Origin of the sequence: Streptomyces diastatochromogenes, from assembly GCF_002242805.1 — a bacterium.
Classification (GTDB): Bacteria; Actinomycetota; Actinomycetes; order Streptomycetales; family Streptomycetaceae; genus Streptomyces; species Streptomyces diastatochromogenes.
Window position 1 is genome coordinate 791,225 of sequence record NZ_MCGQ01000007.1, and the last position, 25,283, is coordinate 816,507.

The following is a 25,283-nucleotide window of genomic DNA, read 5'->3' on the forward strand; positions in this document are numbered from 1 at the left end:
TTCCACACGGCGCCACAACCAGGACCGGAACTGTCCTGGTCAGGTTCTAGCGTCCTCCCCATGAGCACCGAGACCCCTTCCGCACCCGCGTTCCGCTACGCCGCCGTCACCTTCGACTGCGCCGACCCCGCCGACATGGCCCGTTTCTACGGCGAGTTGCTCGGCTTCCCGGTCCTGTTCTCCACCGACGACTTCGTCCTGCTCGGCCAGGAGGGCGCCGCCGGCCTCGGCTTCAACCGCCTCGCCGACTACCGCCCGCCCACCTGGCCCGACCCCACGCAGGAGAAGCAGGCGCACATCGAGCTGGGCGTGGACGACCTGGACCTGGCCGAGAAGCGACTGCTCGACCTGGGCGCCACCAAGCCCGCGTTCCAGCCGGACCCGGAGCGCTGGCGCGTTCTCCTCGACCCCGCCGGCCATCCGTTCTGCATCACGACGCTCGTGTAGGGCAGCACCAACTCCCCCCTCCCGCCCCACTGTCAGTGCCCGCCCCTACAGTCACCGTCATGGCGACTCTTCCCAACCCGCTGCCCAAGCTGAGTACCGACCCCAGCGGTCGTACGCTCGGGCTTCAGCTGCCGCCCGGCAGGCTGATCGACCAGACCTACGACGGCCCCTGGCCCGAGCCCCTGTTGTGGTACGCGGAGAAGCAGTCCGCCCCCGGCACCTGGAAGGCACTGGGCGGGGCGGCCGCGCGCGCCGGGCTGTTGCCGGTGCTCGTGGACGTGGGGAGTTCTCAGGGTGGGCTGGGGGACTGGGTGTTGCTGCCCGGCGAGACGTCGTACCCCGGAGACCACGACGTCGAGGACGTCCTGGAGGAGTACTGGGAGGAAGAGGCGGCGGACAGGGAACTGGCGGAGGACATCGAGCCGTTCGGGCCCGAGTGGCCCGGTCTCGCGCCGGCGGGCACGCTCGCCGTGGATCCCGACACGTGTGCCGCCCAGGTCGCCGACGCGGTGAAGGGCGGCCGGGACTCGTGGATCGAGGAGCCGCATCTGGCCCTGGTTCCGGCCCGCCGGTCCGCCGACATACCGGCGGCGATCGGCTGGACCGGCCCGGTGAACTACGAGGGTGACGTGGCCCGGCTCTGCGCGGTGCTGCGCTCCTGGGAGGACCGCTTCGGGATACGGGTGGTGGCGCTCGGCCTCGACACCCTGCTCGTGTCGGTCGCGGCCCCGCCGGCCACCCTGGCCGAGGCCGAGGCGGTGGCGGCGGAGCACTTCGCGTTCTGCCCGGACGCCATCATGCAGAACGGGCCCGAGAACATCCGGGAGTACGCCGAGGAGTTGGTCGGCGCACAGAGCTGGACCTTCTGGTGGGACTGACCCCGACCAGCGGCACTCAGACCTTCAGCCCCCTCCCCAGCCTGCGCAGTCCCTCCGCGATCTCCTCCGGCGTCTGCGTGACGAAGCACAGGCGCAGGGTGCGGGGGTCGGGGGCGGTGGCGTAGAAGGGGGCGCCCGGGACGTAGGCCACGTCCTGCTCCACCACGCGCGGGAGCAGGGCCGTGGTGTCGTACGACTCCGGGAGCCGGACCCACAGGAACATGCCGCCCTCGGGCCGGCTCCAGGTGGAGCCCTCCGGGAGGGCGTCGGGAAGGCCGGTGAGCATGGCGTCCCGGCGTTCGCCGTAGACGGCGCGGACGCGGGCCACATGGGTGTCCAGGACGTGCAGGTAGCGGGCCGCGGCCAGTTGGTTGAGGGTCGCCGTGTGCACGTCCGCCGCCTGCTTGGCCACCGTGCACGCCCGCCGGAGTTCGGCGGGGGCGCGGAGCCAGCCGAGGCGGAGGCCGGGGGCCATCACCTTGGAGAAGGAGCCGAGCAGGACGACACGGTCCTCGGCCCCGGGGCAGGCGGCGATCCAGGGCGGGCGGGTGCCGTCGTAGCGGAGTTCGCCGTAGGGGTCGTCCTCGATGATCCACAGCCCCTGGCGGGCGGCCACGGCGGCGACGGCCTCGCGGCGCGGGGTCGGCATCGTACGGCCGGTGGGGTTCTGGAAAGTGGGGACCAGGTAGAGGAGCTTGGGGCGTTCGCGCCGCACCGCCTCCTCCAGCGCCTCCGGGTCGACCCCGTCCTCATCCCCCGGGACAGCCACCACGCGCGCGCCCGCCAGTCCGAAGACCTGAAGCGCCGCCAGATAGCAGGGGCTCTCGACCAGGACCGTGTCACCGGGTTCGAGCAGCGCGGTCGCCAGCAGGGACAGGGCCTGCTGGGAGCCGGTGGTGATGAGCAGGTCGTCGGCGGTGGTGGGCAGGCCGAAGGAGGTGATCCGGTCGGCCAGGCCGGACCGGAGCAGCGGCTCGCCCTCCGTGGTGGCGTACTGGAGCGCCTGCTCCGGGGTCTCCGCCAGCACGTCCCGGAACGCGGCCGCTATGCCTTCGCGGTCGAACATCTCGGGAGCCGGGAGGCCGCCCGCGAAGTTGATCACCTCGGGGCGTGCGGTGACCGCCAGGATGTCCCGGATGGGCGAACCGCCCACGCCACGGGCGCGGGCCGCGAGCGGCGGAACGGGGGCACGGGGCGGCGCGGGCTCGGCAACGGTCATGGTCGGCTCTCCTTCGACTCCGGGAGGTCGTCTCCGTCCGCAGCCTAGGGAGTTGGGTGCTGCCTACACCGGTAATTCCGCGATCCGGACATCCGGCACGCCGACCGCCGCTCTCAGAACTTGGTCGTGCCCTCCTTGACCCACCCCGAGCCGCCCAGCGGGAACTCGTAGGCGGGCCGCCCGTTGTTGCCGCTCGTGCGGAACGGCCTGCCGTGGTCGTCCACCCGGAGCGTGCCGTGGCGTGCGCCGCTGGACCAGGACAGCTCCAGGTACCAGCTCACGTCGTACGCGGAGGCGTCGGCCTTGATGTAGTAGACCTCCGGGTCGGACTCGCTCACCTTGAACGGGAAGTTCCGGTGCCCCGACTCCGGGAGGACGGCGGGGCGTGCCGCGTCCAGGGCGACGGTGAAGGAGCGGGCCGGGACGCCGCCGCCGCAGCCCACGCCCGGATAGCCCATGGCGTAGTCGTTCCAGGCGAGGGGCGAGCGCTTGCCCGCCATGCCCACGGTGAGGCGGTCGATGACCACGGTCTCCTTGCCGGTGCCCTGCACGGTGAGCGTGACGAACTGATCCCCGGAGGAGACGGCACCGTGCGCGGCCACCCAGGCCGGCGCGTCGTCCTCGTTCGGCGGCGGAGCGACCTGAGTCGGCGGACGGTTGATCAAGTAGCGCTGGGAGCAGGGGTCTTCCCAGCTGTAGGGGCGGGTGGTGACCGTCAGGGGCGGGGCGGCGCTGTCCGTGCCGGTGCCGCCGCCCGCGCCTGTCGTGGCCTTGCCGGTGCCCGCGCCCTTGCTCTTGGGCGTGCCCGGTGCAGGTGTCCGGGAGTCGGAGGCGCGTGGGGAGGCTGGGCGCTCCGTCCCGCCGTCCGGGCTTGCCGAGGAGCGCGCAGGCGCCTCGACGCTCTCGCTCCGCCCGGAGGCGGCGGCCCCCGCGGGAGCGGCCCCCTTGCCGTCCTCGCCCGAGGGGAGGCTCACGACGAGGGCGATGGCGCCGAGAACGGCGGCGACGGCACCGGCGGCGAGGAGGGCGCGGCGGGTGGAGGGCCGTCGTACGACCACGGGTACGGGCGACGCCCCGGCCTCACTCGACGGCTTCTCTTCCTGCTGCCTGTCTTCCTGCCGCTCGTCTTCCCGCTGCTCGTCTCCCTGGTGCCCTTGCCCCTCGGGCTCGTTCGACGGCGCCTGTGAAGTGGTCTCGCCTGCCTGCCGCTGCCCCTGTTGGCCCCCCTGCGGCTCCCCCTTCCACCCCCGCATCGCGTCCGCCAGCACCCACCGCCGGTGCAGCTCGACCAGTTCGTCCGGCGAGGCCTTGCAGAGGCGGGCGAGGCGTTCCACGGGGGCATAGTCGGTCGGTACGGCGTCCCCGTTGCAGTAGCGGTGGAGCGTCGACGTACTCATGTGGAGCCGTTTGGCCAGGACGCCGTAGCTGAGCCCCGAACGGTCCTTCAACTCCCTTAACAGCTCGCCGAAATCGGCGCCTGCAGTGCTGCCCGGCACTGTTCCTCCCTCTCCCCGTGTCCCGTTCCCGCGTTCCAGGGAAGGGATGTTTCCGCAGCTCAGAGCCTATGCGGGCATTCCAGCGTCCCTGATCGTCCGCCGGGTGTGGCAGGCGGGACGGACCGCCCCACAAGCTGTGGCCATCCAAGCACGCCACCACTCGGGAGAGAGACCAGCCATGCGTATCCGCCGTACCCCCCTGCTCGCGGTGACCGGAGTCGCCCTCGCCGCACTCGCCCTGACGGCGTGCGGCGACGGCACGGGCACGAAGGACGAAGGTGCCTCGCAGTCCTCCTCGACGGCGGCGACCGCGGGCGACAAGGGCACCGCGACGCCCGCCTCCGACAAGTCGGCGGGTTCGGGCTCCTCTTCGGGCTCGTCCGGCTCCGCCAAGGGCTCCTCGACGTCCTCGGGCTCGACGTCCTCGGGCTCGACGTCCTCGGGCTCGACGTCCTCGGGCTCGACGTCCTCGGGCTCGGGAACCTCCGGTTCCTCGGGCTCCTCGGGCGCCTCGGGCTCGTCGTCGGGCGGCTCCTCGGAGCCGTGGGACCCGAAGAACCGCGTCCTGTGCAACGGCTCCAACACCAAGGTCACCGCGCAGCCGGTGTCCCGACCGCTCAACCACATGCTCATCACGGTCAAGAACACCGGCTCGAAGTACTGCGACCTGACCTACTTCCCCGTCCTGCGCTTCGACGAGATGCAGTGGGTGCCGCAGGCCGACGAGCAGACCCACCCGCAGGCCGTGACGACCCTCGCGCCCGGCGAGTCCGGCTACGCGGCCGTCCTGCTCTCCGCCGCCGACGGAAGCGGCGAGGGCGGCATGACGGGCCACAAGCTGACCGTCGGCTTCCAGGGGAAGACCCCCAACAGCAGCGGCGGCGCCTCCGCGACTCCGGCGCTGCCGGCGAAGGGCGTGTACTACGACAGCTCGCTGAAGGTCACGTACTGGCAGCAGAACCAGGACGACATCGCCGGCTGGTGAACCGTCGAGGCCGCCCGGGCAACGGCCCGGGCGGCCTCGACGTGCGGACCCCGGACGACGGACGGCGACGCGCGGGGCGTTACGCGAACGCCGGGACTTCCTTCGGGTTCGGGCCGTACTTGTTCGCGCCCGCCTCGCTGTCCGAGCAGTAGAAGACCAGCAGCACGATGGGGCCGACCAGCGGAATGATCCCGATGAGGATCCACCAGCCGGAGCGGCCGGTGTCGTGCAGTCGGCGCACCGTCACGCCCAGGGCCGGCAGCAGGAACGCGACCACGGCGATGCCCACGATGTAGGGCGCGTGGGCCGCGGCCCCGATGGTCGCCAGCACGACGTAGACGAGCCACGCGAACAGCATGAACAGCCAGTACTCCTTGCGGCGCGCACGCCCGCCGAATACCGCGTACTTCTTCAGCGCCTCGATGAACCAGCTCATGACGTCCCCCCAGGGATCGACGTTCGGACCCTCCGGAACGGATCAGGCCAGGCGCAGAGATTAGGGGTCTGACGCGAGCGCGTCATTCACATGGGAGCAGGCCCCGAAGCTCGTATTCGGGATGAACCGCCCCATGATCGTTCACGGTTCCGGGAATGGTCGCCAACCGTTCCCGGAACCGCGTTCGTTCCGTTGTCGAACCGAGAACGCACCGAGTCCGGTCCGCCGCCCTTCCGGTACCGGAACGATCTCCAACCGTGTCCGTCAGCGCAGCTTCTGCGCCGCCTCGGTGGCCCAGTAGGTGAGGATGTTCCGCGCCCCGGCCCGCTTGATGCCGGTCAGGGTCTCGAAGATGGCCCGGTCGCGGTCGATCCAGCCCTTCTCGGCGGCGGCCTCGATCATCGAGTACTCGCCGGAGATCTGGTAGGCGGCGACGGGTACGTCCACGCTGTCGGCGACCCGGGCCAGGATGTCGAGGTACGGTCCGGCCGGCTTGACCATCACCATGTCGGCGCCCTCGGCCAGGTCCAGCTCCAGCTCCCGCAGGGACTCGCGCCAGTTGGCGGGGTCCTGCTGGTACGTCTTCCGGTCGCCCTGCAGCGAGGAGCCGACGGCCTCGCGGAACGGGCCGTAGAAGGCGGAGGAGTACTTGGCGGTGTAGGCGAGGATGGCGACGTCCTCGCGGCCGATCTGGTCCAGCGCGTCGCGGACGACGCCGATCTGGCCGTCCATCATCCCGCTGGGGCCGACCACATGGGCTCCGGCGTCGGCCTGCACCTGGGCCATCTCGGCGTACCGCTCCAGGGTGGCGTCGTTGTCGACCCGCCCCTGCGCGTCCAGGACCCCGCAGTGCCCGTGGTCGGTGGTCTCGTCCAGGCACAGGTCGGACATGACGAGCAGGTCGTCCCCGACCTCGGCCCGCACATCGCGGATGGCGACCTGAAGGATCCCGTCCGGATCGGTCCCCGGCGTCCCGAGCCCGTCCTTCTTGCTCTCCTCCGGCACGCCGAACAGCATGATCCCGGAGACCCCGGCCTCCACCGCCTCCGCGGCTGCCTTCTTCAGGCTGTCGCGGGTGTGCTGGACGACCCCGGGCATGGCCGCGATCGGCACGGGCTCGCTGACGCCCTCGCGAACGAACGCCGGAAGGATGAAGTCGGCGGGATGCAGCCGCGTCTCGGCGACCATCCGCCGCATGACGGGCGAGGTGCGCAGCCGCCGGGGACGCGTACCGGGAAAGGATCCGTACTTCGTCATGGCTTCTACGCTACGCCCGGGCGAGGGCTCCTCTTGCCGACGGCTTGTCGACCTGACCTAAGGGTCTGCAGCAGGAGCCTGCGCTCTGGACGTGTAGTGCCGCCGAGCAACGACGGTCGGCTTCGTCCCGCCCGGGCAACTCCGCGTCATACGAAGTCTTTGCGCTCTCCTGGCCCTCCCTCGATCCGCGCGACTCCCCAGCGTTCTACGCGCGTGGTGTCATGCCCTCGCCACTCCCCCCACCGTGAGTTCCCTCTCCCCAACCAGGAGTCACGCATGCTGTGGAAGGTCCTCGGCCGCGCGGGCGTCGCCCTGGCGGCCGGCGCCGCCGTCGTCGCCACCGCCGTCCCCGCGAACGCCGCGAGCTACTCCGCGTTCGCCTTCTCCCAGAGCGGCAGCCAGCCCACCATCTACGACTTCGTCAACTCGGCCACCAGCACGCTCGACATGACCATGTACGAGCTGGAGGACACGACGGCCGTCAACGACCTCATAGCCCTGGAGAACAAGGGCGTCACGGTCCGGGTCATCCTGGACCGCCAGCACCAGAGCGCCAACAACTCGGCGTACACGGCCCTGAAGAACGCGGGCGTGGGCGTGGTCTGGTCCTCGTCCGCCTTCGTCTACACCCACCAGAAGACGATCACGGTGGACGGCACCAAGTCCCTGATCATGACCGGGAACCTGACGTCCCAGTACTACACGACCAGCCGTGACTACGGCGTCTTCGACGACGACACGAGGGACGTGGCGTCGATCGAGAAGGTCTTCAACGCGGACTACACGGCGACGTCCATCACCCCGACCGACGGCGACCATCTGCTCTGGTCCCCCACGGACTCCCGCAACCGCCTGGTGTCCTTCATCAACGCCGCCACGAAGACCCTCGACGTGGAGGAACTGGAGCTGAGCGACAGCACGGTGGTCAACGCCATCGTGGCCCGGGCCAAGGCGGGCGTCGCGGTACGGGTGGTCCTGGAGAACCCCTCCAGCTACTCCAGCCAGGTCTCCGCCATCAAGTCCGCGGGCGGCAAGGTGGTCGGCTACTCCGACCCCAACGGCTTCTACATCCACGCCAAGGCGATGGTCGGCGACTACGGCCTGTCCACGCAGGAGGTGGAGGCCGGCTCCATGAACATCAGCAGCAACTCCCTGAGCAACAACAGGGAGCTGGGCATCATCCTGACCGGCACGGGCGTGGCCCAGCCGGTGGCCTCCACCATCGAGACGACGTTCAACAGCGACTACGCGGGAGGCACACCGGCGTAGCGGTCTGAGCGCACTCCCGTAGCCCACCCCCCGAGTGGGGGTGGGCGAACGGGGTCCAGGGGGGCGGAGCCCCCTGGTACCTCAGGTCGTCGTACGACGCCGCCGAGCCCCCGGCCGGCGCTCGCTCGGCCGAGTCACCGGATCCCCTGCCTCCAAGGCGGCAGCCCTCCGCTTCAGCCCGAAGTCGGCCAACGCCTCCGCCAGCTTCAGCACCGACGGCTCCGGAGCCATGACATCGACCCGCAGACCGTGCTCCTCGGCGGTCTTGGCCGTAGCCGGACCGATGCACGCGATCACGGTCACGTTGTGCGGCTTGCCCGCGATACCCACCAGGTTCCGGACAGTCGAGGACGACGTGAAGAGAACGGCGTCGAAGCCACCCCCCTTGATCGCCTCCCGCGTCTCCGCCGGCGGCGGCGAGGCCCGCACCGTCCGGTAGGCCGTGACGTCGTCGACCTCCCAGCCCAGCTCGATGAGCCCGGCGACCAGCGTCTCGGTGGCGATGTCGGCACGGGGAAGGAACACCCGGTCGATCGGGTCGAAGACCGGGTCGTACGGCGGCCAGTCCTCCAGCAGACCCGCGGCCGACTGCTCCCCCGAGGGCACCAGATCCGGCTTCACACCGAAGTCGACCAGCGCCTTGGCCGTCTGCTCACCCACCGCGGCCACCTTGATGCCCGCGAAGGCACGAGCGTCGAGCCCGTACTCCTCGAACTTCTCCCGCACGGCCTTGACCGCGTTCACCGAGGTGAAGGCGATCCACTCGTACCGCCCGGTCACGAGCCCCTTCACGGCCCGCTCCATCTGCTGGGGCGTCCGCGGCGGCTCGACGGCGATCGTCGGCACCTCGTGCGGTACGGCGCCGTAGGACCGCAGCTGGTCGGAGAGCGATACCGCCTGCTCCTTCGTGCGCGGCACGAGCACCTTCCAGCCGAACAGCGGCTTGGACTCGAACCACGACAACTGGTCGCGCTGGGCGGCGGCGGAACGCTCGCCGACCACGGCTATCACCGGCCGGCCGCCGTCCGGCGACGGCAGCACCTTCGCCTGCTTCAGCGTCTGCGCGATCGTGCCGAGGGTCGCGGTCCAGGTGCGCTGACGAGTCGTCGTACCGGCGACCGTCACCGTCATCGGGGTGTCCGGCTTACGGCCCGCGGACACCAGCTCACCCGCCGCCGCGGCCACCGAGTCCAGCGTCGTCGACACGACCACCGTGCCGTCGGAGGCGCCCACCTCCGTCCAGCACCGGCCGGAGGCGGTACGGGCGTCCACGAACCGGACGTCCGCGCCCTGCGCGTCCCGCAGCGGCACACCGGCGTACGCCGGCACGCCGACCGCGGCCGCCACACCCGGTACGACCTCGAAGGACACACCGGCGGCGGCGCAGGCGAGCATTTCCTCGGCCGCGTACGTATCAAGTCCCGGGTCCCCGGACACCGCACGGACGACCCGCCTGCCGCCCCGCGCAGCCTCCATGACAAGATGAGCGGCATCCCGGGCAGCGGCCGGAGCAGCGGCGGTTGTTGACGTGCCGTCAACGACCGTGAGCTGTGGCGTGCCGGTGCCCGGCGGCGACACCGAGGAGGAGTCCGCGTCCATCGGCACGACGGAGACACCCTGTCGGGCGTGCGCCCGGATCACGTCGAGCACGTCGTGCTCGGCGATCAGGACGTCCGCGTTCGACAGCGCTTCTACCGCGCGCAGAGTCAGCAGTCCCGGATCCCCGGGTCCGGCACCGAGGAAGGTGACGTGCCCGTGTTCCGGACCGGCGGGAAGGGTGGTGGGGCTCACTGTGCTCGCTCCCCCATCAGACCGGCCGCGCCCTGGGCGAGCATCTCGGTGGCGAGTTCGCGACCGAGTGCCATCGCCTGCTCATGCGTCTGGGGCACGGGACCGGTGGTGGACAGCTGCACCATGCGGGTGCCGTCGGTCGTGCCGACGACGCCACGCAGGCGCATTTCCTTGACAATCTGCCCGTCGGCCAGGAGGTCGGCCAGCGCGCCCACAGGGGCGCTGCAGCCGGCCTCCAGGGCGGCGAGCAGTGACCGTTCGGCGGTGACGGCGGCCCGGGTGAGCGGGTCGTCGAGTTCGCCGAGCGCCGCGATCAGGTCCGCGTTGTCCGCGGCACACTCGATCGCCAGGGCCCCCTGGCCGGGGGCGGGCAAAACCGTGTCGACCGACAGGAAGTCGGTCACCTCGTCGATCCGGCCGATCCGGTTCAGTCCGGCGGCGGCCAGTACGACGGCGTCGAGTTCGCCGTCGCGGACGTATCCGATCCGCGTGTCGACGTTGCCGCGGATCGCGACCGTCTCTATGTCCAGGCCGTGGGCGCGCGCGTACGCGTTCAGCTGCGCCATGCGGCGGGGCGAGCCGGTACCGATGCGGGCCCCGCGGGGCAGGTCGGTGAACTTGAGGGCATCACGCGCGACGATCACGTCCCGCGGGTCCTCGCGCACCGGAACGGCGGCCAGGACCAGCTCCTCGGGCTGCGTGGTCGGCAGGTCCTTGAGCGAATGAACCGCGAAGTCCACCTCGCCCTTCAGCAGCGCGTCGCGCAGCGCCGTGACGAACACACCGGTGCCGCCGATCTGCGCGAGCGCCTCGCGGGAGACATCGCCGTACGTGGTGATCTCGACCAGCTCGACGGGCCGGCCGGTCACCCGGCTCACGGCTTCCGCCACCTGCCCGGACTGGGCCATGGCGAGCTTGCTCCGCCTGGTCCCGAGCCGCAGTGCTCTCTCAGTCATGCCGGTCGGTCCTTCTTGTCTGTGCTGTCCTCGGCCCGGGAGACGGCGGCCACCGTCTCGGGGTCGAGGTCGAACAGGGTGCGCAGCGCGTCCGCGTACCCGGTGCCGCCGGGCTCGGCCGCGAGCTGCTTGACCCGTACGGTCGGCGCGTGCAGCAGCTTGTCGACGACCCGGTGCACGGCCTGCCGGATCTCGCCGCGCTGGCGTTCGTCCAGGTCGGGCAGGCGGCCGTCGAGCCGCGCGATCTCACCGGCGACGACGTCGGCGGCCATGGTGCGCAGCGCGACCACGGTCGGCGTGATGTGCGCCGCCCGCTGTGCCGCGCCGAAGGCCGCGACCTCGTCGGAGACGATACGCCGGACCTGGTCCACGTCGGCCGCCATCGGCGCGTCGGCGGAGGCCTCGGCGAGGGACTCGATGTCGACCAGGCGTACCCCGGTCAGCCGGTGCACGGCCGCGTCGATGTCGCGGGGCATGGCGAGGTCGAGGAGGAACACGGCCGGGGCCGGGCGCGGGATCACGGCGACCGGTTCCGGCTTGCGGCGCTCGGGGATACGGCCGACGGTGGCCGCGGTCGCGGCGAGCGCGCTGATCAGCTTGGCATCGGCCTCGGGGCCGCGGCCCACGGAGCGCCGGTCCACGGTCCCGTTGTCGACCCAGGCCGCGTGCTGCTCCAGGGTGGCCGCGTTCATCCCGGCCACGGCGGCCTCGCCGAGCACGGAGAAGCCGGTCGCGCCCTGTACGGCGGCCAGGTCCAGCGGGCAGTTCTCCTCGGTGCCGACGCCGGCGGCCGGCAGCGGGGCCTTCACGGTCGTACGGGCGCTGTCGGCGAGGTCGGCCACCGGCTCCCCGGTGCGGCCCTCGACCGCCTGCGCGACCGACTCGGCCGTCAGGACCAGGCCCGTCGCCCCGGTGCAGGAGACGACGACGTCGGCACGTGTCAGCTCGCCCGGCACGGCATCCATCCGTACCGCGCGGGCGGTCACCGCCGTCTCGTCGCCCTCGGCGAGGATCTGTGCGAGGCGCTCGGCGCGCTCGAAGGTGCGGTTGGCGACGACGATCTCGGCCACGCCGGCCCGCGCGAGCGTGGCGGCGGCCAGGGACGACATCGACCCGGCGCCGATGACCAGCGCCTTCCTGCCCGCTGCCCACTCCTGGACGTCGCCGCCCGCGGCCAGCTGCTCCAGGCCGAAGGTGACCAGGGACTGGCCGGCCCGGTCGATGCCGGTCTCGGAGTGGGCCCGCTTGCCGACCCGCAGGGACTGCTGGAACAGGTCGTTCAGCAGCTTGCCGGCGGTGTGCAGCTCTTGGGCGCGGGCCAGGGAGTCCTTGATCTGCCCGAGGATCTGCCCCTCGCCGACGACCATCGAGTCAAGGCCGCAGGCCACCGAGAACAGGTGGTGGACGGCCCGGTCCTCGTAGTGCACGTAGAGATACGGAGTCAGTTCCTCGAGGCCGACCCCGCTGTGCTGGGCGAGCAGCGTGGACAGCTCGGCGACACCGGCGTGGAACTTGTCCACGTCGGCGTACAGCTCGATGCGGTTGCAGGTGGCGAGCACCGCGGCCTCGGTGGCGGGCTCGGCGGCGACCGTGTCCTGGAGCAGCTTGACCTGGGCGTCCGCGCTCAGCGCGGCCCGCTCCAGCACGCTGACCGGGGCGCTGCGGTGGCTCAGCCCTACGACGAGGAGACTCATGCCGGCATCACGGCGGGTACGTCCCCGTCGGGCCCCTGGTCGGCGGAATCGTCGGCGGCCGCGCCCCGGGAGGCGGCCGCGGGCAGCGGGCCGCCCTCGGCGCTCTCCTCGCCGGCCTTGCGCTGCTCGTGGAAGGCGAGGATCTGCAGCTCGATGGAGAGGTCGACCTTGCGCACGTCGACGCCGTCCGGGACGGACAGCACGGTCGGCGCGAAGTTCAGGATGGAGGTCACCCCGGCGGCCACGAGCCGGTCGCAGACCTGCTGGGCGGCACCGGCCGGGGTGGCGATGACGCCGATGGAGACCCCGTTGTCGCTGATGATCTTCTCGAGGTCGTCGGTGTGCTGGACGGGGATGCCCGCGACCGGCTTTCCGGCCATCGCCGGGTCGGCGTCGATCAGCGCGGCGACCCGGAAGCCACGGGAGGCGAAGCCGCCGTAGTTGGCCAGGGCGGCGCCGAGGTTACCGATACCGACGATGACAACCGGCCAGTCCTGGGTCAGGCCGAGTTCACGGGAGATCTGGTAGACGAGATACTCCACGTCGTAGCCGACACCGCGCGTTCCGTAGGAGCCCAGGTACGAGAAGTCCTTGCGCAGCTTGGCGGAGTTGACCCCCGCCGCCGCGGCCAGTTCCTCGGAGGAGACCGTGGGTACCGAGCGCTCCGACAGTGCGGTCAGGGCTCGGAGGTACAGCGGAAGCCGGGCGACGGTGGCCTCGGGAATCCCTCGGCTACGGGTCGCCGGTCGGTGTGTTCGGCCAGTTGCCACGGTGCTCCTGCGGGTAGAGCGGGGCTGCAGGCGGTCATACGTCCCCAGACCGCCCCGTCGACAGCAGGCTATGTCTTTGTGAACGCGTGCACAAAGATGGTGTCCGATTTGCCCGGCCAACGTGACCGGGGTCACGCGCGTCATCGCTGGGCCCTTCCTGGGGGCAAAACCGACACACTCCTCGTGAATCCCGCCCCCGAGACCAAACCGCCGTCGATCCTAAGGGACGTTCCGCACGGTCTTGTACTACTCGGTCAGTTCCTTGCGGAGACGGCCCTCGTCCACCCGCCAGAAGGTGTGCTGCCGGCCGTCGACGAGGACGACGGGGATCTGCTCCCAGTACTGGTCGTGGAGCTGCCGGTCCTCGGTGATGTCCTTCTGTTCCCACGGGACGCCGAGTTCGCCGCAGACCTTCTCGATCACCACCTGCGCGTCGTCGCACAGATGGCAGCCGGACTTGCGGATGAGCGTGACCAATCGCTCCTGAGGGGCGGCCTTACGCCGGAAGAGGGGACTCATGTCGGCCATTCTCGCGCTTCTTTAACGACGCGGACGCGGAGAGTTCACACCCTTCCAACCTCTCGACTCCGGAACCACCGAACAAACTGGCTATGCTCACGCCATGGCCGCTCTCGGATGGCTCACTCCCCGTAGGCGCTCCGCCACGGCGCGGAGCGTGTTGGCAGGCGAGGCCTCGGCGGAGGCCGCCCGCAAGTCCTCGCAGGAAGCGCAGGAGGCCGCACAGGTCGCGCAGGCCGCACAGGCCGCCGAGCAGGAACCGGAGTTCCCGGTGATCGGCGACGACCGGGCCGCCGCCTTCTTCGACCTCGACAACACCGTGATGCAGGGCGCCGCGCTGTTCCACTTCGGACGGGGCCTGTACAAGCGGAAGTTCTTCGAGACCCGCGACCTGGCGAGGTTCGCCTGGCAGCAGGCCTGGTTCCGGCTGGCCGGCGTCGAGGACCCCGAGCACATGCAGGAAGCCCGCGACTCCGCCCTCTCCATCGTCAAGGGCCACCGCGTCGCCGAACTGGAGACGATCGGCGAGGAGATCTACGACGAGTACATGGCCGACCGCATCTGGCCGGGCACCCGGGCCCTCGCCCAGGCCCACCTGGACGCGGGCCAGAAGGTGTGGCTGGTCACGGCGGCCCCCGTCGAGATCGCCCAGGTCATCGCCCGCCGCCTCGGCCTGACGGGCGCGCTCGGCACGGTGGCGGAGTCGGTCGACGGCGTCTACACGGGCAAGCTGGTGGGCGAACCACTGCACGGCCCGGCCAAGGCGGAGGCGGTACGAGCCCTGGCCGCGGCGGAAGGCCTCGACCTCTCCCGCTGCGCCGCCTACAGCGACAGCCACAACGACATCCCCATGCTGTCCCTGGTCGGCCACCCCTACGCGATCAACCCCGACACCAAACTCCGCAAACACGCCCGCGAGAAGGACTGGCGCCTGCGCGACTACCGCACGGGCCGCAAGGCGGCGAAGGTGGGCATCCCGGCGGCGGCGGGCGTCGGAGCGGTTGCCGGTGGCACCGCGGCAGCGATCGCCCTGAGCCGGCGTCGTCGGTAACGCTCACCCAGATCACAGATGAACCCGTGCCGCCCAGCGGCACGGGTTCATCTGTCATGTGCCCACCGATGCCGAAACGTGTCGTCTGCCGCCGGATTATGCCCGCCCTTTCCCAACACGCCCCCCACTTCGCCGAAACCCACCCTTTTCCGATCAACAACCGATCACTCTGCGGCACTTGAAGGGTCGCCAATCGGTTACAGAAGCGACGCAATCGATGATTTGAGCAACTCGGTGTAGCAGTGCCTGCACGAAGCGTTATTCTCCTCAGACGCAAACCGGTACCCCTCCGTCGCTACGACGGGTGAACGGTCCCGTACTGCACGTGATGGAAGCTCTGCCTCTGGGAGTCCCGTGTACCCACACGTCGGGGTTGACGCCTCGGGCCTGGCTACGCTGCGCGCAACAGTCGCGGCGGTCAAAGAGACGCTGCGCGGCCTAGTCCCCACCGCGTACGCCGTCCCCGCCTTCGCCACCGCCGCACCCGCCGGCCCGTGCTACGCACTGGCCGAGAGCAGCGCAGCGGTCGGCAGACGCGGCCGCACGTCCGGCGCCGCCACCGCCCGCCGGCCGGCCGCCGACAGTGACAGCGCCCGGATGATGGACCTCGTCGAGCGCGCCCAGGGAGGAGAGGCCGAGGCCTTCGGCCGCCTCTACGACCAGTACAGCGACACCGTGTACCGGTACATCTACTACCGGGTGGGCGGCAAGGCGACCGCCGAGGACCTGACCAGTGAGACCTTTCTGCGGGCGCTCAGAAGGATCGGCACCTTCACCTGGCAGGGCCGCGACTTCGGCGCCTGGCTGGTGACGATCGCCCGGAACCTCGTGGCGGACCACTTCAAGTCCAGCCGGTTCCGCCTGGAGGTCACCACCGGCGAGATGCTCGACGCCAACGAGGTCGAGCGCTCCCCGGAGGACTCCGTCCTGGAGTCCCTCTCCAACGCCGCGCTCCTCGACGCCGTACGCCGGCTCAACCCCCAGCAGCAGGAGTGCGTGACGCTCCGCTTCCTCCAGGGCCTCTCGGTCGCCGAGACCGCCCGCGTGATGGGCAAGAACGAGGGCGCCATCAAGACCCTCCAGTACCGGGCCGTGCGCACCCTCGCCCGGCTCCTCCCGGACGACGCCCGCTGACACCCGCTGCCGACGGCCACTCAGGGCAACGGTGGGCGACACCCAACTCACGTTCCGTGAAAGCACGTTGCCTTTCTGACCCGATCATCAGCCGTCCGTAACCCAAGTGCCGAGCCGCTCGTTGTGCGGGATACAGGCTCCCTGTGGTCACGTCCCGGCCGACCCTGATCACTCGATCGTGTGGAAGTGGTCGTGGGCGTGCAACCCTCAGGACCCCCTGGGGAGTCGACGGTGATGACGAGAGGAGGTGCCGCCAGTGATCGCGAACGTATCGGCCCACCGGCGGGCGAACGCCTTCGCCCAGGCCCTGGAGGAGCAGTCCGACCGGGACACGGCGGCCGAGCAGTCCGCAGCGGCGGCGGGTCCGCCGCCGACCACCGAGGAACGCACCGAGCAGGGCGACCTGTTGGCCCTCGCGGCGGGCCTCGGCGCACTGCCCAGGCCCAAGCTCGACCCCGAGGTCAAGGTCGTCCAGCGCGCCCAGCTGGTGGCCGCGATGGAGGCCATGCTCCAGGAGGGGACCGGGGCGGCGGAAGCGTCGGTGCCCGAGCAGCGCAGCCGCGGCCGGGGTGCGCACCGGGCGAGCCCGCTGGGCAAGCTGCGCCCGCGTTCGAGGCTGACCAAGGGGCTCGCCGCGGGCGGGCTCAGCGTCGGCGTGGCCGCCGGGGCCTTCGGCGGGGTCGCCGCCGCGAGTTCCGACGCCCTGCCCGGCGACTCGCTGTACGGACTCAAACGCGGCATCGAGGACATCAAACTCAACTACCTGAGCGACGGGGACGACGAGCGCGGCCAGACCTACCTCGACCAGGCCTCCACCCGGCTGAACGAGGCCCGTCGGCTGATGGAGCGCGGCCGGGGTGGCCACCTCGACCACGAGTCCATCGGCGAGATCCGCCGCACCCTGTCCGGCATGCAGCACGACGTGACCGAAGGCCACCGCCTGCTGCACGCGGCCTATGAACGCGACCCGGAGTCCCTGGGCCCCATCCAGGCCCTGGACACCTTCTCCCGGTCGCACCGCGAGGCCTGGAGCCTGCTGAGCAACAAGCTGCCCGTGCAGCTGGGAGACGTCAAACAGCAGGTGTCGTCGGTGTTCGAAGCCATAGACGAAGAGGTCGCCCCGCTGCAGTCCCTGCTCCCGCCTCCGCCCGCCCAGACCGGCGGAGGCGCCCGACAGGGCTCCGGCTCGGCATCGACCGGTTCCTCCGGCACTCACCGCGCGACCGCACCCAGCTCCGGCAACACCCCCACCTCCGGCAAGCACACGGGCTCCGGCAGCCCCAGCGGCTCGGCCACGGGCACCAGCGGGGGCGGCCTGATCGGGGGTGACACGGGCGGCCTGCTCGACCCGCCGAAGATCGGCGACGACGGCGGCACCCCGTCCACCACCAAGCCCCCGGTGACCGAGCCGGACGTCACCCTGCCTCCGCTCCTCCCGGGCCTGCTGCCCGGCCTGGGCATCGACGGCGAGGACGCGAGCTAGCGCCGCGGGACACGGCGACGGGGCACCCCTTTCCGAGCAGGGGTGCCCCGTCGCCGTACGAGTGTCGGTGAGCGTCAGCAGGAGCCGGTCAGAAGAACACCGACCGCCGCTGCACCAGCAACTTGTAAAGCGTGTGCTGGATCTGCTCTCGCACCTGGTCGGTCAGGTTGAACATCAGCATCGGATCCTCGGCCGCCTCCGGCGGATAACCCTCCGTCGGGATCGGCTCGCCGAACTGGATCGTCCACTTGGTGGGCAGCGGGATCGCCCCGAGCGGGCCCAGCCACGGGAACGTCGGCGTCAGCGGGAAGTACGGGAAGCCCAGCACCCGGGCGAGGGTCTTGGAGTTGCCGATCATCGGGTAGATCTCCTCGGCCCCGACGATCGAGCACGGGATGATCGGCGCGCCCTGCCGCAGCGCCGTGGAGACGAAACCGCCCCGGCCGAACCGCTGGAGCTTGTAGCGCTCGCTGAACGGCTTCCCGATGCCCTTGAAGCCCTCCGGCATCACCCCGACCAGCTCCCCCTGCCCCAGCAGCCGTTCGGCGTCCTCCGCGCAGGCGAGGGTGTGCCCCAGCTTGCGGGCGAGTTCGTTGACCACGGGCAGGACGAAGACGAGATCGGCCGCCAGGAGCCGTAGATGCCGGTCGGCCGGGTGGTTGTCGTGCACGGCGACCTGCATCATCAGGCCGTCCAGCGGCAGCGTCCCGGAGTGGTTGGCGACGATCAGCGCCCCGCCCTCGGCCGGGATGTTCTCGATGCCCTTCACCTCGACCCGGAAGTACTTCTCGTACACCGGCCGCAGCAGCGACATCAGGACCTGGTCGGTCAGCTCCTCGTCGTAGCCGAAGTCGTCGATCTCGTAGTCCCCGGTGAGCCGGCGGCGCAGAAAGGCCAGGCCGCTCGCGAGGCGCCGTTCGAGCCCACCGTCGTGCCGCGGCCCGGCAGGCGGCTGTTCCTCCCCGGTCACAGAGACATCATCCTGCACAACGGCCCTGGTGGGCAGGGGCTGGACCTCCCGGACCGGCGCGGGTTCACCGACCGCGCCGCGCCTGCTGCCCGCGCTCCGGCGGCGCGACGGCCGCTGGGCAGTGCCCCCGCGGGACCGGTCGTCGTCGAACGGAATGACCTTGGCGTCCGCCATCGTTGCTGCGCTCCTCAGTTGGCGCTCTGCGTCGGGAGGTGCCCGCTGCCCTTCGCGGCCAGCGCGGCGATCCGGTCGACGGCCCCCACGAGGGCCTCCGGCGGCAGCAGCCCGGGTCCCTGGCCGCGCGCGAAGTCCGCGAACGTCTCCGCCGTCGTGTACTTGGGCGTGAAGCCCAGCGTCTCGCGCATCTGGTCCGTGGCCACCACCCGGCCGTGGGTGAGCAACCGGATCTGCTCCGGCGAGAAGTCCGTCATGCCCAGCGTACGCACCAGGGAACCGGCCCAGGTGACCGCGGGCAGCAGCAGCGGCACGATGGGCCGCCCAAGCCGTCGCGAGCACTGCGAGAGCAGCAGCACGCCGTCGCCGGCGATGTTGAAGGTGCCGCTGTTCAGGGTCCCCCGGCGCGGCTCGTGGGAGGCGATCCGCAGCACCTCGATGACGTCGTCCTCGTGCACGAACTGCAGCCGGGGGTCGTAGCCGAACACGGTCGGCAGGACCGGCAGCGCGAAGTACGAGGCGAGCGGGGTGTCCGCGGTCGGCCCGAGGATGTTGGCGAAGCGCAGCACGCACACGGCGACATCCGGCCGCCGCCGGGCGAACCCGCGCACATACCCCTCGACCTCCACCGCGTCCTTCGCGAACCCGCCGCTCGGCAGCGACTTGGGCGGCATCGTCTCGGTGAACACGGCGGGATCCCGCGGCGCGGACCCGTACACGTTCGTACTGGACTTCACCACCAGCCGCTGCACGGTCGGCGACTTCTGGCAGGCGCCCAGCAGCTGCATGGTGCCGATGACGTTGGTCTCCTTGACCGTGGCCCGGCTGCCGCCGCCCAGCGCGGTGCCGGTCACGTCCATGTGGACGACCGTGTCGGCGCCCGTCTCGGCGAGCACCCGGGCGATGGTGGACTGCCTGATGTCGGCCTGGATGAAGTCGGCCCCGCCCAGATGGTGCGCCGGCGGCACCGCGTCCACGGCGATCACCCGATCCACCTCGGGGTCCCGCTGGATCCGCCGCACGAACCGGCCGCCCAGCTGCCGGGCCACTCCGGTGACGAGCACGACCTTCCCCAAGATCAGCGCCTTCCTTCCCGCGTTGCCCCGTGTACGGCCAACCTAGCGGGTCGATGTTGCGCTGTGATGACCGCCCGATGCACGAGGTGACGGAAATTCCCTAATCGGAATATGCCGAGTACCGCTGAACCGAGTACCCCGGGTGTGACCGAGCACCCCCGGACATGCCTGTGGCCCCCCGCCCTTCCGGACGGGAGGCCACAGGGACGCGCTCTCGCGGCGCCGCTTACTTCTTGTTGCGGCGCTGAACGCGCGTGCGCTTGAGCAGCTTGCGGTGCTTCTTCTTGGCCATCCGCTTGCGCCGCTTCTTGATAACAGAGCCCACGACTACCCTCGCTCACTTCTCATCACTCGGTTGTTTGGGCGCCATGGGCCCACACGACCTACGAGGGGCTAGCCTACCCGTCCGAGCGCCGAGGTCGTAATCGAGGGGTCCTCCGGGGTTACCGGAGGCTTCGTCAGGCTGTCTCCACCCCCACATAACTCTCGCGAAGGTACTCGTGTACCGCTTGCTCCGGGACACGGAACGAACGCCCCACCCGGATCGCGGGCAGATGACCGCTGTGCACCAGCCGGTACACGGTCATCTTCGACACTCGCATCACCGAGGCAACCTCCGCCACGGTAAGGAACTGAACCTCGTTCAGAGGCCTCTCGCCAGCTGCAGCCATGACACACCTGAACCTTCCGCACTCGACGGCCACCGGCTTCCCCTTCCGGTGACTCTTCGTCGTTGCGTGCTCACTCCCCAATGTAGGGGCGGGTGATGCGAGTGGGGAAGAGGTGCACCCATCGGCGGCCTACTGTGACAGACACGCTCGATTGAGTACGTAGCGGGTAAGCGGCCGGTAGTAATCAGACCGCACAGCGTCATCAACCGGAACGGCGACGGACACGACCCCCTCCGCCTCCCCCACAAAGAGCGCGGGATCATCCGTATCCGCCAGACCAATGGCCTCAAACCCCAGCTGACCTGCACCGCAGACCCAGCCATGGTCACCGATGACCAGCTCGGGCAGCGGCCCGCCGGCGTCGGCGGCGGCCGCCAGGGCGACCCGAACCGGGAGCGGCGAATGACTGTGGACGCCCGGCTCACAACCGGGGCGCTCGGCCTCCGGTTCTCGCACCAAGGCAACACCTCGTACGTAGTCCAGGTGATACGTACGTAGACCGAACCGGGTCAATATGTCGACACAGCGACCCTGCGCAGGGGTGAGCACCTCACACCCCGCCGCCGACAGAGCGTCCGCCAAGCCGCCGTAGAACCCGAGCAGCCGATGCGGATGCCCGGTCCCGAGCAGCACCGGCGCACCCCGCCCGACCACGCTCCGGATCCGCTCCGCGAAGGCGTCCAGCGCGGCGAGCGTCCGCTCCGGATCGATCACATCCGGCCCCGACGTATGCCGGGGATCGGCCGACACCCCGCACTTCTCGGCCATCAGAGCCAGCAACTCCCCCTGCCCCCAGGACCATTCGGGATCGATCCCGATCAACACCCGCGGATCCCGAGCAGCGAAGAGCCGATAACTACGAAGACTGTCCTCCCGGGAGGTGGCCACCTCCCCGGCCATCCGAACAGCCAGCAGATGCGCACGGAGGGCATCGGCGGTCAACACGGGTGCGATGGTGACTCATCGGGGGTGACGCCGGGAGGGAAACGGGGGAACACCGCACGGTTGGCGTAACGGGATGCTTGGAAACGGGGGTCCAGGCGGCGGAGCCCCCTGGTCGCTCACGGCAGCAAGCCCCGCAAAGGAAACACAGCCCGCCGAGTAGCCAGCACAGCCTGATCCAGCCGATCAGCAGGGTCGTACCCCGACTCCCAGGAAGCAAAGGACACCGGCCACCGCCCATCAGTCATCCGCTGCGGAGCCAACTGCCGAGTCCGAGCGAACACCTCCTGCCGCCACCCCTCAGGAATCACCGCCTCAGGAGCGACCTCCCGCCCCGCGGCGATCCCCACCAGATGCGTCCAGGACCGCGGCACCACCTCCACCACCGCGTACCCGCCACCCCCCAGCGCGACCCACTTCCCGTCCGCGTACTCATGCGCCAACTCATGACAAGCCACCTGCACAGCCCGCTGCGCGTCCAACGACACGGCAAGGTGCGCCAACGGATCCTCGAAGTGCGTATCGGCCCCGTGCTGCGAAACGATCACCTGCGGCCGGAACTCCGCGAGCAGCTCCGGCACCACCGCATGAAACGCCCGCACCCACCCCGCGTCCCCGGTCCCCGCCGGCAGCGCCACGTTCACGGCGGCCCCCTCGCCCGCCCCGGCCCCGGTCTCCTCCGGCCACCCGGTCTGCGGGAACAACGTACGAGGATGCTCGTGCAGCGAGATCGTCAGAACCCGCGGATCCTCCCAGAACGCGGCCTGCACCCCGTCCCCGTGATGCACATCCACATCCACGTACGCGACCCGCTCGGCCCCCAACTCCAGCAACCGGGCGATGGCCAGCGACGCGTCGTTGTAGATACAGAACCCCGAAGCACCGCCCGGCATCGCATGATGCAGCCCACCCGCGAAGTTCACGGCGTGCAGCGCGTCCCCCCGCCACACCGCCTCCGCGGCCCCCACCGACTGCCCCGCGATCAGCGCGGACACCTCGTGCATCCCGGCGAAGGCGGGATCGTCCATCGTCCCGAGCCCGTACGCCCCCTGCGCCGACCCGGGATGCGCCGACGCGGCCTTCACGGCGCGGATGTAATCCTCCCGGTGGACCAGCCGCAGCGTCGACTCCCCGGCCGGTTTCGCCGCGACGACCTCCATCTCCCGGTCGAGCCCGAAGGCACCCACCAGTTTCCGGGTCAGCTCCAGCCGGACCGGATCCATCGGATGGTCCGGGCCGAAGTCATAGCCCGTTACTGCCTCGTCCCACATCAGCTGTGCGCGGCCGCTCATGCCCGCCACCGTATCGGTCCGGTTGAGCCGCGAACGACCTGGCGTACACCATCGTCACCAGCACCAACACCATCGGCACGAGCATGGCGCCCCGATAGCTCCAGGCGTCCCCGAGCGCCCCCACCAACGGCGAACCGATCAGGAACCCCACGTAGTTGAAGATGTTGAGCCGGGCGATCGCCGCATCCGAGGCCCCCGGGAACAACCGCCCCGCCGCCGCGAACGTCTGCGGCACCAGCACACACAGCCCCAGCCCCAGCAGGGTGAACCCGAGCATCCCGATCCACGCGTCCGGCGCCACGGACACCACCGCGAACCCCCCGGCCGCCACCAGCGCCCCGAGCCGTACGACCGCGGCCGCCCCGAACCGCCGTACCCCGAAGTCCCCGATGGCCCGCCCCAGCAGCGTGGTCACCATGTACACGTTGTACGGCACCGTCGCCAGCTGCTCCGAACTCCCGAGCACGTCCTTCAGATACTTGGCGCTCCAGTTGGAGACGGTCGAGTCCCCGATATAGGCGAAGGTCATCACCAGGCACAGCGGCAGCAGCAGCTTGAAGACGACCGTGCCACCGCCCTGTTCCTCGGCCACGGGCGCCGGATCCCCGTCGACGTACCAGCGGCTCCCCACCAGCGTCGCCGGCAGCAGCACGGCCACCACCGGCAGATACGACACCCACAGCGCGAGATGCCAGTGCGCCCCGACCCAGGCGAGCGAGGCCCCGACGATCCCGCCCAGGCTGTAGGCGGCATGGAAACTCAGCATGATGCTGCGCCCGTACGTGCGCTGCAGGCTCACCCCGAGCATGTTCATGGAGGCGTCCAGCGCCCCCACCGCCAGCCCGAACGCGGCCAGCGCGAGCCCCAGCTCGCCCATCACCCCGCCCGCCCCGACCCCGAGCAGCGCCAGCAGCACCACCGGCTGGGACCAGCGCAGCAGCCGGCTGGGCCGTACGCGCTTCACCAGCTGCTCGGTCGTCACGCTGCCGACCCCGGCGAGGATCGGTACGGCGGCCAGGAAGAGCGGCAGCAGCGCGTCGGAGACGCCGTACCGGTCCTGGATGGCCGGGATACGCGTAACCAGCAGAGCGAAGGTGGCGCCCTGCGCGAAGAAGCTGAACGCCAGCGAGGCCCTACCGCGCCGCAGCACATCAGTCATGGCGGCGAGCGTAGGGCCCCGGGCTACCTGTGGGTAGATCCAGCCAAAGATGAATTTCCTTCAGCTTTACCGAGCGGAGGGTCAGGCGGCAACAGCGGCCGCGGGCGCCTCGGCCGTACCGGCCTCGACCTCGGCGGCCAGCATCTTCTCCATCGGCTCGACGGCCAGGCCGCCACCGACCACGAAGGCGATCGCCATCGCACCGATCAGGAAGACCGTGCCGAGCCACACCATGGTGTCCACGGGGACGGTGTACGCGCCCACGACCCGCGCGACGCACTCGGCGAGCAGCGCCACACCCCAGACGACGGAGAACGCCCGCTCCTTGCGCAGGAAGGCCGCGGACCCGGCCGCCGCCCCGGACATCAACCGCTCCCAGGCAGCTTCCTTGTCGGCGTCCCCCTTCACCAGGAAGGGCTTCATACCGGCGGTCATCATCGGCTTCCCGAGCCGGACGGACACCAGGATCCCGATGGCGACCGTGCTGCTGACCCCGCCGTCCTTGGCGAGCATCAGCCGCGGGTCGCCGGAGACGAAGCTCAGCAGCAACGAGACGATGTTGACGACCAGGATGAGCCCGGCCAGTCCGTTCGCCTTGCGCTCCTTCACCAGGCCCCAGACGGTCCGCACCGCCGGCACCACGCTGCTCCAGGCGAGCGCCGCGAAGGTGCTCATCCCGAAGCCGTCCTTGAACAGGTAGTACGAGCCGAGCGGCACCGCCACGTCCACGAGCAGCGGCTTGAAGTTGTCGAGCACGCTCGGGCTCTGCTTCTGGTCGTTGCCCCGGCCCTGGATCCCCGTGTTCTTCGTCATGCCCTCAGCTTCGCCGCCAGAGGGGGTCCGCCAGTAGAAACGATCGTCCAGAGGTCCGCATGACAAATGTCAGCGCCGAGCCGATGGCTCGGGTCATATCAGCAGGTCAGCCAACTCCCCCATGCTGGAGAAGAGTTGGTTCGCCCCCGTGAGGCGCTCGGCCGGCGTCATCGCAGTGAACCCGTAGACGTCCATCCCGGCCGCCACGGCCGCCTGCACGCCCAGCGGAGAGTCCTCCACGACCACACAGCGCTCCGGGGCCACACCCATCCGCTCGGCCGCGTACAGGAAGAGATCGGGCGCCGGCTTCCCACGCCCCACATCCTGCGAGCTGAAGACCCTCTCCTCCGCGAACCACCGGTCGAGTCCGGTCGTCCGATGCCCCACCCGAATCCGCTCATGGCTCCCGGAGGAGGCGACGCAGTACGGCACCTGCTCCCCGGCCAGCTTCTCCAGCACAGCGTCGACGCCGGCCACGGGCTTCAACTCCCGCTCGAACGCGGCGAACACCCGCGCATGGAAGACATCGTCGAAGTCCTCGGGCAGCCGCCGCCCGGTCCGCTCCAGGACCAGCTCGTGGATCCGGTGCATCGCCGACCCCATGTAGTCCCGGATGGAGTCCTCGTACGACGTCGGGTGCCCCAACTCGGTGAGATAGGCGGCCAGGAGCCGGTTGGAGATCGGCTCACTGTCCACGAGGACACCGTCATTGTCGAAGATGATCAGGTCGTAGCGCATGCCTCGACCCTAAAGGACCCCGAACGCAGAAAACCCCCGCATGTTTCGATGCGGGGGTTTTCC

Annotated in this window: 25 protein-coding genes; 7 read left to right on the forward strand and 18 right to left on the reverse strand. The window is 70.5% G+C overall.

Annotated elements, in window-relative coordinates:
* Window positions 1-60 precede the first annotated feature (60 nt).
* The gene (locus BEK98_RS08215) at window positions 61-447 is read left to right on the forward strand and encodes a VOC family protein (protein WP_094215692.1); all 387 of its coding nucleotides are present in this window, start codon (window positions 61-63) and stop codon (window positions 445-447) included.
* Between the two features lie 59 nt (window positions 448-506).
* Window positions 507-1,325 (forward strand): DUF4253 domain-containing protein, encoded by an 819-nt coding sequence (locus BEK98_RS08220; protein ID WP_094215693.1) that lies wholly within the window; start codon window positions 507-509, stop codon window positions 1,323-1,325.
* A 16-nt stretch (window positions 1,326-1,341) separates the two neighbouring features.
* Here the strand turns inward: BEK98_RS08220 and BEK98_RS08225 are convergent, their stop codons facing one another.
* Both BEK98_RS08225 and BEK98_RS08230 read right to left on the reverse strand, forming a co-directional pair.
* Window positions 1,342-2,544, reverse strand: coding sequence for an aminotransferase-like domain-containing protein (locus BEK98_RS08225; protein WP_094215694.1), 1,203 nt, complete (start codon window positions 2,542-2,544; stop codon window positions 1,342-1,344).
* 113 nt (window positions 2,545-2,657) lie between these two features.
* Window positions 2,658-4,040, reverse strand: coding sequence for a transcriptional regulator (locus BEK98_RS08230; RefSeq protein WP_094215695.1), 1,383 nt, complete (start codon window positions 4,038-4,040; stop codon window positions 2,658-2,660).
* Window positions 4,041-4,218: 178 nt separating this feature from the next.
* Here BEK98_RS08230 and BEK98_RS08235 point away from each other — a divergent pair, with 178 nt between their 5' ends.
* Window positions 4,219-5,025, forward strand: a complete 807-nt coding sequence (locus BEK98_RS08235; protein ID WP_208643044.1) for a DUF4232 domain-containing protein — start codon at window positions 4,219-4,221, stop codon at window positions 5,023-5,025.
* A gap of 79 nt (window positions 5,026-5,104) precedes the next feature.
* On the opposite strand, the gene BEK98_RS08240 is transcribed toward BEK98_RS08235, so the two are convergent.
* Window positions 5,105-5,461, reverse strand: coding sequence for a DUF805 domain-containing protein (locus BEK98_RS08240; protein ID WP_094215696.1), 357 nt, complete (start codon window positions 5,459-5,461; stop codon window positions 5,105-5,107).
* Window positions 5,462-5,725: 264 nt separating this feature from the next.
* Window positions 5,726-6,718 (reverse strand): porphobilinogen synthase, encoded by a 993-nt coding sequence (hemB, locus tag BEK98_RS08245; protein ID WP_094215697.1) that lies wholly within the window; start codon window positions 6,716-6,718, stop codon window positions 5,726-5,728.
* Between the two features lie 276 nt (window positions 6,719-6,994).
* Here hemB and BEK98_RS08250 point away from each other — a divergent pair, with 276 nt between their 5' ends.
* On the forward strand, window positions 6,995-7,987 hold the full coding sequence (locus BEK98_RS08250; RefSeq protein WP_094215698.1) for a phospholipase D-like domain-containing protein: 993 nt from the start codon (window positions 6,995-6,997) through the stop codon (window positions 7,985-7,987).
* Between the two features lie 81 nt (window positions 7,988-8,068).
* Here the strand turns inward: BEK98_RS08250 and BEK98_RS08255 are convergent, their stop codons facing one another.
* The 5 genes from BEK98_RS08255 to BEK98_RS08275 form a co-directional block, all read right to left on the reverse strand.
* On the reverse strand, window positions 8,069-9,778 hold the full coding sequence (locus BEK98_RS08255) for a bifunctional uroporphyrinogen-III C-methyltransferase/uroporphyrinogen-III synthase (RefSeq protein ID WP_094215699.1): 1,710 nt from the start codon (window positions 9,776-9,778) through the stop codon (window positions 8,069-8,071).
* Window positions 9,775-10,734 (reverse strand): hydroxymethylbilane synthase, encoded by a 960-nt coding sequence (hemC, locus tag BEK98_RS08260; protein ID WP_094215700.1) that lies wholly within the window; start codon window positions 10,732-10,734, stop codon window positions 9,775-9,777. The genes BEK98_RS08255 and hemC overlap by 4 nt, the downstream gene beginning before the upstream one ends.
* Window positions 10,731-12,428 carry a glutamyl-tRNA reductase gene (locus tag BEK98_RS08265; RefSeq protein WP_094215701.1) on the reverse strand — a complete coding sequence of 566 codons (1,698 nt, stop codon included), beginning with the start codon at window positions 12,426-12,428 and terminating at the stop codon, window positions 10,731-10,733. Before BEK98_RS08265 ends, hemC begins: the two co-directional genes overlap by 4 nt.
* Window positions 12,425-13,198 (reverse strand): redox-sensing transcriptional repressor Rex, encoded by a 774-nt coding sequence (locus tag BEK98_RS08270; protein WP_094215702.1) that lies wholly within the window; start codon window positions 13,196-13,198, stop codon window positions 12,425-12,427. The genes BEK98_RS08265 and BEK98_RS08270 overlap by 4 nt, the downstream gene beginning before the upstream one ends.
* 246 nt (window positions 13,199-13,444) lie before the next feature.
* Entirely contained in the window at window positions 13,445-13,726 is a 282-nt protein-coding gene (locus BEK98_RS08275; protein WP_094215703.1) for a glutaredoxin family protein, read from the reverse strand.
* A 94-nt stretch (window positions 13,727-13,820) separates the two neighbouring features.
* On the opposite strand from BEK98_RS08275, the gene BEK98_RS08280 reads away from it, so the two are divergent.
* The 3 genes from BEK98_RS08280 to BEK98_RS08290 all read left to right on the forward strand — a co-directional run bounded on the left by BEK98_RS08280 (window position 13,821) and on the right by BEK98_RS08290 (window position 17,385).
* The gene (locus tag BEK98_RS08280) at window positions 13,821-14,768 is read left to right on the forward strand and encodes an HAD family hydrolase (protein WP_094215704.1); all 948 of its coding nucleotides are present in this window, start codon (window positions 13,821-13,823) and stop codon (window positions 14,766-14,768) included.
* A 354-nt stretch (window positions 14,769-15,122) separates the two neighbouring features.
* On the forward strand, window positions 15,123-15,902 hold the full coding sequence (locus BEK98_RS08285; protein WP_094215705.1) for an ECF subfamily RNA polymerase sigma factor, BldN family: 780 nt from the start codon (window positions 15,123-15,125) through the stop codon (window positions 15,900-15,902).
* A gap of 256 nt (window positions 15,903-16,158) precedes the next feature.
* Window positions 16,159-17,385 carry a DUF5667 domain-containing protein gene (locus BEK98_RS08290; protein WP_094215706.1) on the forward strand — a complete coding sequence of 409 codons (1,227 nt, stop codon included), beginning with the start codon at window positions 16,159-16,161 and terminating at the stop codon, window positions 17,383-17,385.
* A gap of 88 nt (window positions 17,386-17,473) precedes the next feature.
* Here BEK98_RS08290 and BEK98_RS08295 read toward each other — a convergent pair whose 3' ends face one another.
* The 9 genes from BEK98_RS08295 to BEK98_RS08335 form a co-directional block, all read right to left on the reverse strand.
* The gene (locus tag BEK98_RS08295; RefSeq protein ID WP_094215707.1) at window positions 17,474-18,529 is read right to left on the reverse strand and encodes a lysophospholipid acyltransferase family protein; all 1,056 of its coding nucleotides are present in this window, start codon (window positions 18,527-18,529) and stop codon (window positions 17,474-17,476) included.
* Between the two features lie 14 nt (window positions 18,530-18,543).
* A complete protein-coding gene (locus BEK98_RS08300; protein ID WP_094215708.1) occupies window positions 18,544-19,605 on the reverse strand; it encodes an NAD-dependent epimerase/dehydratase family protein in 1,062 nt (353 codons plus the stop codon).
* Between the two features lie 226 nt (window positions 19,606-19,831).
* On the reverse strand, window positions 19,832-19,930 hold the full coding sequence (locus BEK98_RS08305) for a 30S ribosomal protein bS22 (protein WP_003948845.1): 99 nt from the start codon (window positions 19,928-19,930) through the stop codon (window positions 19,832-19,834).
* A gap of 133 nt (window positions 19,931-20,063) precedes the next feature.
* A complete protein-coding gene (locus tag BEK98_RS08310) occupies window positions 20,064-20,276 on the reverse strand; it encodes a helix-turn-helix domain-containing protein (protein ID WP_004984898.1) in 213 nt (70 codons plus the stop codon).
* A 129-nt stretch (window positions 20,277-20,405) separates the two neighbouring features.
* Complete coding sequence (locus BEK98_RS08315) at window positions 20,406-21,221, reverse strand: phosphatase (RefSeq protein WP_094215709.1); 816 nt, start codon at window positions 21,219-21,221, stop codon at window positions 20,406-20,408.
* A 116-nt stretch (window positions 21,222-21,337) separates the two neighbouring features.
* Complete coding sequence (locus BEK98_RS08320; protein ID WP_094215768.1) at window positions 21,338-22,510, reverse strand: acetoin utilization protein AcuC; 1,173 nt, start codon at window positions 22,508-22,510, stop codon at window positions 21,338-21,340.
* Complete coding sequence (locus BEK98_RS08325) at window positions 22,461-23,669, reverse strand: MFS transporter (protein ID WP_094215710.1); 1,209 nt, start codon at window positions 23,667-23,669, stop codon at window positions 22,461-22,463. Before BEK98_RS08325 ends, BEK98_RS08320 begins: the two co-directional genes overlap by 50 nt.
* A gap of 81 nt (window positions 23,670-23,750) precedes the next feature.
* Window positions 23,751-24,482, reverse strand: a complete 732-nt coding sequence (locus BEK98_RS08330; RefSeq protein WP_094215711.1) for a VC0807 family protein — start codon at window positions 24,480-24,482, stop codon at window positions 23,751-23,753.
* Between the two features lie 93 nt (window positions 24,483-24,575).
* Window positions 24,576-25,220: an HAD family hydrolase gene (locus BEK98_RS08335; RefSeq protein WP_094215712.1), complete on the reverse strand. Its 645-nt coding sequence runs from the start codon at window positions 25,218-25,220 to the stop codon at window positions 24,576-24,578.
* Window positions 25,221-25,283 lie beyond the last annotated feature (63 nt).

What these genes read in the sequence shown, in the direction of transcription:
- BEK98_RS08215 (WP_094215692.1), top strand. Translation starts at nt 61, where the DNA reads ATGAGCACCGAGACCCCTTCCGCACCCGCGTTCCGCTACGCCGCCGTC.
- BEK98_RS08220 (WP_094215693.1), top strand. Translation starts at nt 507, where the DNA reads ATGGCGACTCTTCCCAACCCGCTGCCCAAGCTGAGTACCGACCCCAGC.
- BEK98_RS08225 (WP_094215694.1), bottom strand. Translation starts at nt 2,544, where the DNA reads ATGACCGTTGCCGAGCCCGCGCCGCCCCGTGCCCCCGTTCCGCCGCTC.
- BEK98_RS08235 (WP_208643044.1), top strand. Translation starts at nt 4,219, where the DNA reads ATGCGTATCCGCCGTACCCCCCTGCTCGCGGTGACCGGAGTCGCCCTC.
- BEK98_RS08240 (WP_094215696.1), bottom strand. Translation starts at nt 5,461, where the DNA reads ATGAGCTGGTTCATCGAGGCGCTGAAGAAGTACGCGGTATTCGGCGGG.
- hemB (WP_094215697.1), bottom strand. Translation starts at nt 6,718, where the DNA reads ATGACGAAGTACGGATCCTTTCCCGGTACGCGTCCCCGGCGGCTGCGC.
- BEK98_RS08250 (WP_094215698.1), top strand. Translation starts at nt 6,995, where the DNA reads ATGCTGTGGAAGGTCCTCGGCCGCGCGGGCGTCGCCCTGGCGGCCGGC.
- hemC (WP_094215700.1), bottom strand. Translation starts at nt 10,734, where the DNA reads ATGACTGAGAGAGCACTGCGGCTCGGGACCAGGCGGAGCAAGCTCGCC.
- BEK98_RS08265 (WP_094215701.1), bottom strand. Translation starts at nt 12,428, where the DNA reads ATGAGTCTCCTCGTCGTAGGGCTGAGCCACCGCAGCGCCCCGGTCAGC.
- BEK98_RS08275 (WP_094215703.1), bottom strand. Translation starts at nt 13,726, where the DNA reads ATGGCCGACATGAGTCCCCTCTTCCGGCGTAAGGCCGCCCCTCAGGAG.
- BEK98_RS08280 (WP_094215704.1), top strand. Translation starts at nt 13,821, where the DNA reads ATGGCCGCTCTCGGATGGCTCACTCCCCGTAGGCGCTCCGCCACGGCG.
- BEK98_RS08295 (WP_094215707.1), bottom strand. Translation starts at nt 18,529, where the DNA reads ATGGCGGACGCCAAGGTCATTCCGTTCGACGACGACCGGTCCCGCGGG.
- BEK98_RS08310 (WP_004984898.1), bottom strand. Translation starts at nt 20,276, where the DNA reads ATGGCTGCAGCTGGCGAGAGGCCTCTGAACGAGGTTCAGTTCCTTACC.
- BEK98_RS08320 (WP_094215768.1), bottom strand. Translation starts at nt 22,510, where the DNA reads ATGAGCGGCCGCGCACAGCTGATGTGGGACGAGGCAGTAACGGGCTAT.
- BEK98_RS08325 (WP_094215710.1), bottom strand. Translation starts at nt 23,669, where the DNA reads ATGACTGATGTGCTGCGGCGCGGTAGGGCCTCGCTGGCGTTCAGCTTC.
- BEK98_RS08330 (WP_094215711.1), bottom strand. Translation starts at nt 24,482, where the DNA reads ATGACGAAGAACACGGGGATCCAGGGCCGGGGCAACGACCAGAAGCAG.
- BEK98_RS08335 (WP_094215712.1), bottom strand. Translation starts at nt 25,220, where the DNA reads ATGCGCTACGACCTGATCATCTTCGACAATGACGGTGTCCTCGTGGAC.